General features: G+C 51.9%; 2 protein-coding genes. Both read left to right on the top strand.

The window, feature by feature from the left end; all coding sequences use genetic code 11:
- Positions 1-288 precede the first annotated feature (288 nt).
- Positions 289-8970, top strand: coding sequence for an immunoglobulin-like domain-containing protein (locus tag HH215_RS16955; protein WP_169280987.1), 8682 nt, complete (start codon positions 289-291; stop codon positions 8968-8970).
- 126 nt (positions 8971-9096) lie between these two features.
- Positions 9097-14610 (top strand): S-layer homology domain-containing protein, encoded by a 5514-nt coding sequence (locus tag HH215_RS16950; RefSeq protein ID WP_169280986.1) that lies wholly within the window; start codon positions 9097-9099, stop codon positions 14608-14610.
- Positions 14611-14636: the final 26 nt, after the last annotated feature.

Here is a 14636-nt window from a genome sequence, read left to right as displayed (position 1 = left end):
CAATATATGCGGAGTTTTGTTCTATGAAAGTTTTATAGGGTGTAAAGAAGGGATGAGAATACGTTATTTCCACGTCTGCGTTTCGCTCATTGAATGATGTTGAAAGCGCTAACATATTGTCGATTGTGGACGAATTCGCTTTTAAGAGATTGGACAAATGGAAGAGTAGAGGTGATGCGGAGGCGAGCATAAAGCGGGAAAGCGTTGTGAGGCCACATAGGAGGGGTTCTATAGAGTTATGGGATCTCTTCAAAACCAAAAAAAAGGATATATGGAGGAAATTTAAGAATGATAAAAAGACGGTTATTAGCATTTTTACTTGTGACAGCGATGCTACTTACTTTGTTTTCTCCACCTAGAATTGTCAGCGCGGCATGGGGGGATGACGTAAATCTTCTGACCGTAAATGCAGGTTCGGACGGTAACACGGCAACGTCAACCCTTGCTCCGGACGGACAGGTAGCGTGGAAGTTGAACACGGGAACCTCCAAGAACGGCGGTCCATGGGATAACCTCTTCACGCCGAGCCTGGTGCCTCCGCATAATGTACTAGCTTATAAAGACGGCTACTTCGCCTTCGAGATGTACGTTCCAAATGAAAGCTTTAAAGACATTCAAGGAAATAACTGGCTGGTCATCGTAAGCGACAGTAATCCTCATCCTACCGACAAGTTTAACAACGATTCTCGTCTCCAGCTTAATGTAAGCGGGGTCTCGACCGCGGCTGTCGGCACATGGGCGACGGTCTATACGAAGTTATCGTCGACAAGCACCGTGGCCGGGAATTTCAACGACGCCTGGCTAGACCAAGTAACCAGATTGGCCATGCATCTGCAATGGGGGACGAATGTCCCTAGCACCGACGTATTCATCAAAAACCCGCGTTTCCAGAAAAGCACGTTAGGCGTTCCGGGTTCTCCGTCAACGGTTCCCTCGCTTGACGTAGCAACGAAAACAGTAACCGCGAACGCGCCGGCTAGCGGGCAAGCCGTGGAATTCGCCATAAGCGAAGACGGGATCGCTCCTGGATCCGGTTGGGTGGATGGGATTAACAACGGTAACGTTTATACTCATCAATTTGCCACATTACCTTCAGCAGACACCTTCTATGTTTTCGCGCGCGCGAAAGCAAACGGCAGTTACAACTTCGTCGGCGCCTCATCAAGAATCACCGTAACGTCTATAGATGAACAAACTTTAGTAAGCCAGGCTGCGGCGTCTTTGACCTGGGATACGATCAAAGGCAATAATACTTCTGAAAACGATGTGAAATCGCAACTTAGTCTCCCGACGACAATAGGCACGACGAACGTAGCGTGGTCTTCGGACAATGCGGCCATAAGCAACACCGGAAGCGTAAATGGTCTATTGAATAGGGAAGTAGACAAAACCGTAGTCCTCACGGCGACAATAACCAAGGGGAGCGCAAGCGCTACGAAAACTTTTACTTTGACGGTGAAAGCCATGCCGGCGGAGGTCAACGCTCGGACTGCGGCGTATTTTCCTAATATAGAGGAGGGGACGATCAATACCGTTGCGCCGGATGGCAATAATGCGGTTAAGCTGGGCGCCGGAAAAATAGGCGCCGGCGCCGAACGAATTTGGAATGCCAATAGCGGTAATCAGAATCTATTAGCTTACGCGAATCAATATTTCGTGTTTGATATGTATGTGACTCATACGGACCTATTAAATTCCAGCGGTAATAACTGGATCGCGATTGCATCCGGCGGTAACAATCTGGACACCAATTCGCGTCTTAACCTTAATGTTAGTGATATCAGAAACGGACATGTCAATGAATGGATTACCGTATATGCGCAATTATCGACAGCCAATTCTCCGAATGGCTTCAATCCCGTTACCTTGGACACGGTACAGGAAATGAGACTGCAAATGCAATGGGCTTCCGTGCCTCAAGGCGACATCTATATTAAGAACGCTCGTTTCCAGGGTAACGCGGATTCGCCGAAACCAATTCCGGCAGCCGTTGAGACAAACGGAAACGTAACGTTATCGTCGGCAGCGCCGACGAACGGTCAGGCCGTGCAGTTCGCGATCAACGCGACCGGCAGCGCTCCTGAGGAAGGCGATTGGACGACGGGTACGCTCGATTCGGGCATTTATTCTATGCAAATTCCCAAACCCACAGGCAACACCTATTATACATTCGCACGCACGGCTCAAAATACGCAATATCCTTTCGCAGGAACGCATACAAGAGTTAAGGTCGTGCATCTTGACGACAATCAAGCCGTAGCGGACGCGGACGCACAGCTGACATGGGACACGATCAAAAACGCGAATGCGAACCAATCCGGAGTAAGAACGGCGTTGACTCTTCCGGCAACGGGCGCGAACGATACGGCGATCGCATGGTCGGCCGTACCTACAGGTATCTTGGATACCGCTACCGGCAGCGTTACTCGCGACCCTAACCAAGACAAAGCCGTAACCCTTACGGCGACAATAACGAAAGGGAATGCAACGCCTGTAACTAAAACCTTCAATTTGACGGTAGTCAAGACGGCCAACGAACTTGCCGGAGTGTTCATTGACTTCAACGATACGAACACGTTTGCTCCAATCGGAGATCCGGCGCAAAAACTCCAAGGCAACGGCATAGGTATCAGCCTGAGCGGAGACAACAGCGCTGTGGAAAGAGTCACTCAAAGCGGCGTAAACGCCGTGAAAGTGGGCGACTTTATTTACGTCATCGTAAACGAACCTAATCTTGTACCGGTAAACAAAGTCGAATTGGAAGTAAAATACTGGAGACCGAGCGCGGCCAGCGGGATTTCGTTGCACTATAACACCATCTATCCCGGCAATTTTAACGGGTATGACGCGTATCGGTCGGCGAGCCTTCCGGCGACGGGAAGCGGCAACTCTTGGGTCTCTTCAAAAGTCGTGCTAAACGGAGCTAATTTCGCGGTAGGCGCGCAAAATCAAGGCGCTCACTTCCGTTTCGCTACGGCCGGAACCATCATTCAGAGCATACGAATAACGGAAATTCCTCCGACGGATGCAGAAGCAGTACAACTTGCTTCGGATGCGCTGACTTGGGACGCGATCAAGGGCACGAATACCAGACAAGATCTGGTTGAAACGGATTTGACTCTTGCCGAGTCGGGTTCGGGGAATACGAACATTGCGTGGACATCTACCAATGAGGCGGTAATCAACAGCGACACCGGCGCGGTAGCGCGTCAAGCAGCCAATACAGCCGTAACCCTCACGGCAACAATAAGCAAAGGTACGGCAACGCCGGTCGTTAAAACCTTTACTATTGTCGTTCGCGGAACGGGGATCGGAACCGACGAGGATGCGGTTAATCAGATGTTGAACAAACTCACTTGGGATTTTATCAAAGGCGTGAATGCTTCCGAGGCGACTGTGACGACGAACTTAGTTCTTCCGTCGATGGGCGAGAATATGACGGATATCACATGGGCGACATCGGATGCTACACTCATTACCGCTGCAGGCTTGATCCCGACCAACCGTCCGGACGGCGGCGGTGCCGTAACGCTTACGGCAACGATAAAAAGAGGCACGGTGGCCGCTCCTGCCACCCGGACGAAAACCTTCGCGTTGACGGTTCCGGGCAGGTACGATTACGCCAAACACATGAGAACGGCAATCGATCAGGTATACGACGCGAAAGATTGGGCGATCTCCGACTTTAACGTGCTCGCTTTCGGCGCGAAAACAGATGCGATGGCAGCAGCGGAAGGCTTAGTTGATTTCGATAACAGAGAGGCTTTCCAAGCGGCGATCGACGCGGCTTATAACGACGGCGGCGGCGTAGTCTACGCTCCGGCGGGAACCTATGCGTTCCGTACGGAAACGACCGGCACGATCAGCGTGAAAAGCACGACGGGCAATACAACCTACGAATATAAACAAGTATTGAATTTGCGGGCGGGCGTACAGCTCCGCGGCGAATGGGATAACCCGGACGCGGCCGGTTATGACGGTAAGATCGACGGAACCGTTCTCGCTGTCTATGCCGGACATAACTCCGCCAATTACGACACATATGTGGACTCCGACGAGAGAGAAAATCAGACCGGCGGCAAAAAAGTAGCAAACGTGTCCGATCGCTTCATAGACATGGAACAAGGCACGGGCGTATCCAACCTTTCCGTATGGTATCCGAATCAGGATATTAATGCCGAAACCGTTGTTGAAAAGAGGAACGAAGACGGTCAGAAGACAGGGGAATTCGAGACGATTAACGGAATTCCGTATCCGTGGACGTTCTATCAGAGAACCGGAAACAGCGCAACGCTGGATAACGTGACTCTCGTAAACGCTTGGGGGGGATTCATCTCCCTGCCGAGCGAAATGCATTACGTGGTGAACAGCAAGATGACGGCTCTCTACAAGGGCATCGTGGTTCACACCTGCACGGACATCGGGCGGATCGAGAACGTGAACATGAACCCGAAATACTGGGCGAATTCCGGACTTGACGGCGCACCTACTCTATCGGCGGCGAGAGCTTACACCAGAGGGAACGCTACCGGATTTATGATGCACCGTTCGGATTGGGAGTACGTGTCCGGGTTAAACATTTCCGGGTATAAGACGGGGATGTGGATCGGAAGAGAACCGGGCGGCGACGAAGCTCCGAACGCTCAGTTCTACGGGGTGAAAATCGAAGACAGCCAAACGGGCGCCTATATCGACAACGTGAACGGCTTCGGTCTGCTGATCTCGAATTCGGAATTCGGCGGCGACAACGCGGTATACTTCAACGAACGTTTCGACACTTCCGTTCAATTCAACGGAGTTGCATTTAAGGGTCCGATTGTAAGCAACGCCAGAGGCGGAGTCATCTCCTTCGAGGATAGCACGTTCGACGAATATGACGATTACGCGCTGAGTTTCCTCAATCGGGGCAACGCATTAGTCAGTCAGAGCAATTTCAAGCAAGCGGACAAACATGCGCATCTCGGAATGAACTTCGGAACGTTCAAGTCGGTCAATTCCGGTTATAACCTTAACATCGAGAGCGCTAATCTTGCCGCTCACATCAATAACCTTGAACTTGACGTTAAGGCTGACGGAAACAACACCAAGGTGCAAGTCGTGAATGACGTCGAGTATCTGTTCGAACCCATTCCGAAAGACGTAAAAACGGATATCGACGTACATCCGAGACCGGCATCGAACGCGGTGCTTAGACTGGACTTCCCGCGTTCGTTAACCAACAACGCGCCGACCGTGGATATTTCCGCGAAATTGCAAGAAGCTCTGAACTACATTAGAACCAATCACGGCGGCGGCACGATCTACTTGCCGGGCGGAAGATATCGGCTGGATAATCCCGTTATCGTTCCCGAAGGCGTTGAGATCAGAGGAACCTGGGACGTGCAGCACCATACGCAAGGCGGCGGTACGGCGATCTTCACGACTTATGCCGGCGGCGCCCTGGGAGAAAACGGAGCTTCTCTTATTCAGCTTAAGGCCAACGCTGGTCTCAGAGGACTTAACCTTACGCAAGCGAATATAACCAGCGTCAACCTGAACAATCCCGAACAAACGCTAAAAACACCGTTTTTGGTGCAGGGACAAGGCGCAGGCGTCTATGCCATCAACTTAACGATCCCGATCGGGGATAAAGGCATCGACCTGGCTTCCTATCCGACCAACGGCCACTATGTGGATTACTTAGGCGGCACGCTCTTGAGAGCGGGCATCTGGGTTGGGGGAGGAGCGGAAGGCGGATTCATCCGCAATATGCAATTCAATCCGCATTACGCGTTAAGACTTCCGGGAGGTCAAGGCTATACGGCGCCTTCGGGCGATCTCTACGGATTCGTGCAAAGATACATGAGCGCGCTCAAATTCGCCGATGTGGAAGACCAGACGATTTTCAACAATTTCGTGTTCGGCTCGGTCTACGGCGTACACTTCCTGAAGAGAGACTTGGGGAACGGACAATTCGCCTACCCTGGCAAAATGACGATGATCGGTCACGGTTCCGACGGAACCACGTACGCTCTCTATGTGGAAGATGCGGACGAACACACCAAAATCATTGCTATCAACTCGGAATTGGTGAATACGAACATCCCGACGGAGCCGAACAGAGCGTATGTCAGAATGGGCGATGTCGCGAATACCGCGAAAATCCACCCCGACTCTGAACTTGCCCTGTACAACAGCGCGTTCTGGGGAAGCCCGACCGTGGCGGGAGCGATCGTCAATAACGGTATCGTTCGTTTACAGCAAGCCAACTTCACTCAACTGCCCGGCAACAATCCGGGGATAGACGTCCAAGGCGGCAAGGCGCACGTGTACACTTCTTTCTTCCAACCGTCCAAGGACGGTCAGAATAACAATGTGTATGCCATGTTGCGCGATACCGGCACATCGATCGAGCTTAGCAACAATTATTACGCGTCCGGTTTAAGGAACAGAGCTCCGGCCAACAACCCGTACGGAATATACGGCTCGGATTTATTGGCGGAACCGTTCGTATTTAACCTAACCGACAACGGAGATAAGCATCAAATCAGCTTTAAGTATAATGTCGGAGGGAGAACCTCCGCGCCCGGAACCTTGAGCGTTGTTTCCCCGGCGGCTTACGGCGCGGATTTTACTCCCGTCAAATTCAGCGCGCTGGCGGCAGGCGAATCCGTAACGGTAGATTTACCTTACTACGTTGCAGGCCTGATCACGTTCGAGCTTCGTCTCGAAGACGGAAATCAATACGCCTATACGACCAAATTCGATGCGGCTTACGCCGAGAAGGTAAGCACCGTCGGCTCGGAAAACCCGGCCAAGAGCGCCGCGACTCCGGCATTCGTAATGGATACAAGAGATTACGTAACGATGGGGACGTGGGACGGTCCGCAAGACCTCGGCGCGGAATCGCGCTTCGCATGGGACGACGCAAATCTATACGCATACATTGTCGTCAAGGATGACGTGCACTTCAGCAATCAGAGCGGGGGCAATATATGGAAAGAAGATAATTTGCAGTTAGGCATTGATTTGCGCAATCCCGTAACCGATAGCACGACGCGGAATGAATTCGGATTCACGCTCAACAACGATAACGAAACGGTCGTTTGGGCATGGACGCGTCCTACCGGCGCCAATGCACCGACTGCTCCGATCACGGACATCGTGGCCAATATTACAAGAGATGAAAATACGAAAACGACGGTTTACGATCTGAAAATTCCGTTTAATACCGTCTCTAACAATCCTGCATCGGGGCTCGCGAACGGAATCATCGGAGTATCGGTCATGCTGAATGAATCCGACGGTCCGAGTGAATCCGACGGCACCCGGACCACATTCGAAGTGGTTAGCGGACACTTAAAGAATTCGAGTTTGTTTACGGATCTGCATCTGTTAAGCGCAGGCGGATACAAGGAAAAGCTTGAAGCATCGGCAAGGGCTGCCGTGACAAAGGCTCTCGCGTCCGAATCGGCCGCCGATGTCGCTATGGCTCGCAACTTCGTCGCTATTCTGGCAGACGGAGCGGTTAAGACGGAACTTCTTAACGCAATCAATGCAATCGTCGTGTCGTATACCGTCACGTTCAAGGATTGGAACGGAACGGTCCTGAAGACGGAATCGGTGAATCAGGGCGAGGATGCAACCGCGCCGACGCAGCCGTCGCGGGCCGGGTATACGTTCGCGGGCTGGAGCGTCGCCTTCTCGAACGTACAGTCGGATTTGACCGTCGTGGCCGAGTATACCGCCGTGCCGGGAAATTCAAGCCCTTCAGGGTCCGGTTCGGTACCGCCATCTGCTAAGGTTAATGTAGACAGCAACGGAAACGTAATCGTAAGCTCGACGCCAACGCTGAATAACTCGTCCAAAATTGCCGAAACGCTCCTGTCCCAAAACGAGATTGAAAATGCATTCGGACGGGCTACAGGCGAGTCGAAACGGATTAAGGTGAGTTTATCCGGCATTGAGAACGCGAAAGGTTACGCGTTAGGGCTTCCGACCTCGTGGTTCAAGGTAGACTCGGATAGGTCGGTCGTTATCGAAACGCCTTTCGGCTCGGCTGTCGTGTCGAGCGCGATGTTTACCGCGGCTCAATTGCATGGCGCGGGGCAAACCGTAACCCTCGTTATTCGCGAAGTGGATAAAAGCGGATGGAGTCAACGGCTTATCGATCAGATCGGCAATCATCCGGCATTGGACCTGTCGGTCATGTTTGACGACAAAGTAGTAGAGTGGAGCAATACTGAAGCGCCGGTTACAATCCTCGTGCCGTATACGCCGACAGCCTCGGAGAAACAAAATGCCGATCGGCTTGTTGTCTGGTACGTAGACGGTAAAGGAAAAGCAACTCCTGTTCCTAACGGCAGATATGACGGCGCAACGGGGCAAATGGCGTTCCGAACTTCGCACTTTAGCCAGTATGCAGTCGTATATGCAGCGCTTAAGTTCAACGACTTGTCGCTTGTAGCTTGGGCGGCCAAGGAAATCGAAGCGTTGGCTGCCAGAGGCGTAGTCGAAGGTACGTCGGCAACGACCTTCGATCCGGGGACCGCAATCGGCAGAGGGGAGTTCCTCGCTCAATTGATCAGACTCCTGGAGTTGGACGCTAAATTCACGGACAACTTTGCCGATGTTCCGACAAGCTCGCCCGATTACGAAGAGCTTGGAATCGGCCGCGCGCTTGGTATTGTTGAAGGCGTGGGCGGGAACAAGTTCTTGCCGGATACGGAAATCAGCAGGGAAGATGTTTCCGTAATCCTTAAGCGGGCGCTTGATCAATGGCAGAACAAACTGCCGAAGGTATCGTCCAAGACGGTCGATGATTTCAAGGACGGCGCGAAGGCGGCGACCTATGCAAGAGAAGGCTTGGCTTATCTGCTTAGCGTCGGTTTACTTCAAGGAAAAAGCGACAACAGCTTAAATCCGAAGGGCAACCTAACCCGCGCGGAAGCAGCAGTGATCTTGTATCGTATCTACACGCAATCGCGCTAAGGAATTTAAAGAAGAGGCCAGGGAACGCTCCTGGCTTCTTTTTCGTTTTGCTTGTTTATTCTTCGTTTATCGTGAAAGGTTATGATTGGAATTTGAGAGAACAGCGCAGATAAGGAGAGATGTTGGGTGTTAAACAGCAAAAAAATAATGATCCTGATGTTGATTGCAGCACTTCTTGTTGGTATGGGAGGACTCCCCCGGAAGACGCAAGCGGCGCCGCCGGCACCGTTGGGAGGAGAATACGCATTTGGTGCGCCTACCGGTTTAACCGTCGATGAAGATGGATATTTGTACGTAGCGGATACAGACAAACATGCCGTATTCGTTATCGGCACTAACGGTAAACTCGTCCGTACGATCGGTACGCCGGGAGTGTCGGGAGCGGATGCTACTCATCTCTATATGCCGAAAGGAATAGCCATTAGCGGAAACGGGGCAGCCAAACGGATTTACGTACTGGATGCAGGTAATGTGAGAATACAAATATTCAATGGAGACGGTTCATACTACGCAACTTGGAGTATTCCGCTACCACTTGATTTCGGTGTAAACGATATTGCGATTGGAAACGGGAAGGTCTACGTTACATCGCAAAATTATACGATCCATGTATTTGATATCGCTACTGCGACATATGACGCCAGTCTCAGTAAACGCGATGCGTACATAAGTCCTCTTTTTGAAAGTCGTCGTCCAATGAGCATTACAGTAGGAGCGGACGGGAAGTTGATTGTGGCTGCGACTATGCCACAGGCGGTTGGTGCTCCCGCTTCGACGGTTGAAAGTAAAATCTATGTTTTGAACAGTGATCTAACGATGAACAGTTCTAGCGGTAATCTCATTGTTGGAGTGGCTGGAGTTCAGAGTGATGCCAATGGGACTCTATATACTACGGAGAGCAATGGATATGTTGTGCGAATCTCTGATAGTGCGTTTAGTTTGGGTACGGCAGGTGTGTCAGGAGATGATGCCAGTCATTTCATGTATCCGTACTCTACGGCAGTAGATCTTGCTAATGGAATCCTCTATGTCTCGGATATGACTGCCAAGAAAGTAAAAGTATTTAAAAGATCCGATGGCAGCTATATCAAATCGTATCCATTACCTCCCGTATTTACAGTCGGGGATGGATCGACGGGTAATCCGTATCAAATCACGAATGCGGATCAATTGAATGCCGTGAGCGATTATTCGGACAAGCATTTTATCGTCATGAACGATATCGATCTGAATGTCGCTCCATATAACGCAGGTGCAGGTTGGCAACCGATTGGCTCCTATGATAGCGACCCGCTCAATAGCAAACCTTTTACGGGAACGTTCGATGGTAATGGGAAAACCATTAGCGGACTGACGATCAAGTCCAACAAGCACTATTTGGGTCTATTCGGGTACGTTAAAAATGCGAATATCAAAAACGTGAAGCTGACCGAAGTAGACATCAACGTAGGCTCCGACGCCGGTAATGCCGGCAATGCAGGCGCTGGCGCCCTCGTGGGCGGAGCCGATCATTCTAACATCGATAACGTCAGCGCGAAAGGATTCGTCATTAGCGGCGATCGAACAGGCGGACTCCTTGGATCTCTAACAAACGGTTCTACGCTAACAAGAGCAAGCGCCGAAGTGGCGCTGCCTCTGCCCAGGAACGGAGCCTTCAATCCTGCCGACTATCAGAATCCTCCTCCGATTTTGTTGGATGGGTTCGGGAACGCGGTGAATTATGATTATCGCGGCGGACTCGTCGGCTACGTGGAAGGTACGGCGGCCTCGCCCGTGACGATTAAAGGCGCCAAAGCTACGGGTGCGCCTCATTTGGCTATGGACCCAATCTTGGAAGGGGGCAGTTATCTCGGCGGGCTCGTCGGTTATGGAAGATACGTAGATATCGACATGTTGTCCTTAACCAACGAGGGGCTGACGTATGCCAGCGGGCGCGTCATCGGGTACAACCAAGGCAACCCTGTCCAAAAATTCTCGGTTAACGTAGGCGGTTTTGCCGGGCAGCTTGAAGATTCGACGGTTAAGAGATCGTATGCGGGCGGCGGGGTAGCCAATAGCGGTGTTCTGGTAACTCTATCCGTCGAGGGATTTGACAAGGTAGGCGGCTTTGTCGGCAGCTCGCTAAATTCTTCATTCGAAGATGTCTACGCCGTAAGTTATGTGTATGGCGAGTATGAGGCCGCGGGGTTTGCGTATGAAGCGACGAATACGACGATTGATCGAGCCTATGCCGCAAGTTATGTTAATCAAGGCGAAAACGAATGGTATGGATTTGGACCGGGCGGGATTTCCGGAACGGAGATCTATTATGACAAGACCCGCGTGACGGGCACGGATACCGGTTCGGGCGTAGGGAAACTTACCGCCGATCTGAAGAGCTATAGCACATTCGACGCCAATAACGGTTGGAACGTCAGCACGCTATGGAAGATCGATGCGGATTTTAACGGCGGCTATCCGATGTTCGGTTCTGGTGCGGTACCTGCACCTGTATTCCCGTCTGCTCCAACGGCCCAGCCTGGAACGGCGATAGGGTCGACGAGCTTTACCTTCAATTCTCATGTCACTCCTGCTGCAGGCAATCATCTCGTAGTCAAGGTATCGCCTAGCGCGATCGCTACGCCAAACGTTGGGGATGCCGCGCCTGCCGAAGCAGGCGTGATCGATCCTTATACGAGCGGCAACGATATTACCGGCGTCGATGCGACGACGAACAAATATGTCGGCGTATACGAAGTGAACGGTAGCGGCGGGATCGTAAGGTTTACGCAAATCGTACTAACAAGCAATGACATTAAGCCAGTCACGCCTCCATCCGGGCTCATAGACCCAACGAAAACCTACGAGTGGGAGCAATTGGGCAGCGAATTGCCGGGCGGACAAGCCGGCAACCAAGGCGTCAGCACCTATTTCGATAACGGCGTTCCCTATGTTGCTCTTTTGGAAAGCGTTAATGTAGGCGGTGCCTGGAAACGCGATTTAAACGTTTATAAATACGTAAACAATCAGTGGGAGACAATCGGCAATAAGGAAGATCTCGTACTCAAAGAAAAATCTCCCGGGACTAATGTAATAAAATTAGTCGAATACGTGTCTCTCGTCGTGAAGGACGGAACGCCATATGTAGCCTACGCTCCGCTTGGCGGAGAAATGCTTGCGAAGTACTTTGACGATGCAACGGATGAATGGGTAGAAGCGCCGTTCGGTACGGAGACGTCCACGAACGGAGCTTACATGAATATGATCGTCGGTCCGGATCGGGCGATTTACTTGGCTTATCGCGAGAGCGATCTTGGCAACGGCGTATTACGCGTTAAGAAATACGAGAATGAAACCTGGAGCGATGTAGGAAACGCTCCGCTCGAAGCGAACGGCGGATATTCCCCTACGCTCGCATTCCACGATAATAAGCTGCGGGTCATTTACTCCATGAATGGAGGAGGATTGATATTAGCGACATGGAACGGCACGGCTTGGTCGAAGTCGGATTTGGAATCCAAGATCACGCTCTTCCCTTCTATCGTATGGACGGAGCAGGGAGAGGAAATCTACAATTACATCGGCGAGAATCCTCCCTTTTTATTTGGTCATTTCGTTAGCGGCAGCAGTACGGCATTAGCGGATACCGGATTCGGAGGCTCATTCCTGTTCGCTACATCCGTGGTAAGGCATAACGATGAACTGTTTATCCCCTTGAATGACGGTACGATAAAAAAATCCGACGGAACGAGCGTGTTAGACGGAAATTGGAGCGATCTATCCAACGTTCCCGAATTCGCGGACAATCCGTTAGGACTGAAGAACGGTCTGCATATCGACGGCAATACCCTCTATATCGCTTATACGGAAGGGAATAAGTTCGTTCTTAAAAAGCTCGTCGAGGCGGGCGGTTCCGGTGGTGCGGTCGACGCGGTCGCGCCGACCATTACCGCGCAGCCAAGCGGTAAAACGGCTAGGGTAAACGATACGGTTACCTTAAGCGTAACCGCGAACGCTAGCGACGGAGGAACGCTGTCGTATCAGTGGTTCAAAAGCGAAACGGCAGGCGGTAACGGCATCGCTGTCCCCGGAGCCACAAGCAGTACCTACGACGTACCGACGAGTACGATCGGTACAGCCAACTACTTCGTAGAAGTGACGAATACGAACGACAACGCGACGGGGACGAAAACCGCCAAAGTGCAAAGCGCGAATGCGACGGTAGAGGTAACAGCCACCTCGTCGAACCCAGGCCCCTCGGGGCCAAGCGGACCAAAGAAAGAACAAATCATGGTCGATGTGGCAACGGGCGATGGCGAAGTGATCGCGAAGACGCCGGTCGAACGTACGACGCATCCGGATGGTACCGTGAAGGATAACGTCACCCTTACGCCGGAACGAGCACAAGAAACGATCGATCAATTAGAGAAGAAAGCTAACAAAACGGCACGTATTATCATTCCGGATAAAGAGGACAAGGTATCGCAAACCGATGTTAATGTGCCGGCCAGCGCAGTTAAAAAACTCGCAGACGGGAAGGCGAACCTGGAAATCGATACGAACGGCGTACGCGTGCTCATTCCTTATGAATCGCTCGAAGGCTTTAACGAGGATCTCTACTTCCGCTTCATCCCGGTGAAGAAGGAAGATGAACGTCGCCAGGTCGAGGAACGCGCCAAGAAGGAAGAGATGGTACGCGCCATCGCCAAGACGCTGGATGTCAGCGTACTTGGCAGACCGATGACGATCGAGACGAATATGCAGAGCCGTCCGGTGACGCTCGTCATGCCGTTAACCGGCGCATTGCCGACGAATGCGGCGGATCGTCAAGCGGTACTCGACAATCTCGTGATCTTCGCCGAGCATAGCGACGGTACGAAGGAGCTTATTCGCGGCGAGATTATCACGAACAAGGACGGTACGCTCGGCGTACGATTCAACGTCAACAAATTCAGTACGTTTACGATGGTGACCATGAAGGGCTGGAAGGAACACCTTGCGGCCCTGCAATCCGAAGAAGCTGAGAACAATGGACGGACAGGCACGCACAAGCCGTACATTCTCGGACTTCCCGACGGAAGCTTCGGACCGGAGAAGGAAGTAAGCCGCGCGCAGATGGCGACGATGCTCGTGCGCAACTTAGGCGCGGAGTACAAAGGAAACGGCACGCTGTCTTTTGCCGATGTGGTTGCAAAGCACTGGGCGTTCAAGGAAATCGAGAGCGCGAATACGCTCGGACTTATGACAGGCTATTCGAACGGAAGCTTCGGCGCGGAAGATAGCATCACGCGCGCGCAGATGGCGATGATCGTGGATCGCTGGATGAAGCGACAAGGAAAACCGGCAGCAAGCGATGCGAATGCAGCGAGCTTTACCGACGTTTCCGGCAACCACTGGGCTTACGCGGCTATTAGAAACGCGCAAAGCTACGGGATCATGGAAGGCTACAAGGATCATAGCTTTAGACCGGAGCAAAAGCTCACGCGTGCAGAAGCGGTTAAAGTCTTGAATCGTCTGTTCGAGCGCGGACCTCTTTACGGCGTAGATAAGCCGACCTTCCGCGACGTGCCGCAAACGTATTGGGCTTATAACGAAGTCGAGGAAGCGGCGCAAGAACACCAATGGGCGATCGACGATAAAGGGCAAGAGATGAAGAAATAGAGAAACGAAGTAATTAGAACCGTCAG

It is taken from the genome of Cohnella herbarum, assembly GCF_012849095.1.
GTDB classification, from domain to species: domain Bacteria; phylum Bacillota; class Bacilli; order Paenibacillales; family Paenibacillaceae; genus Cohnella; species Cohnella herbarum.
The sequence above is the reverse complement of the archived record's forward strand: the minus strand, read 5'-3'. Positions and strand labels throughout refer to the sequence as shown.

Coding starts and splice junctions, on each gene's coding strand:
- HH215_RS16955 (WP_169280987.1), top strand. CDS start 289: ATGATAAAAAGACGGTTATTAGCATTTTTACTTGTGACAGCGATGCTA.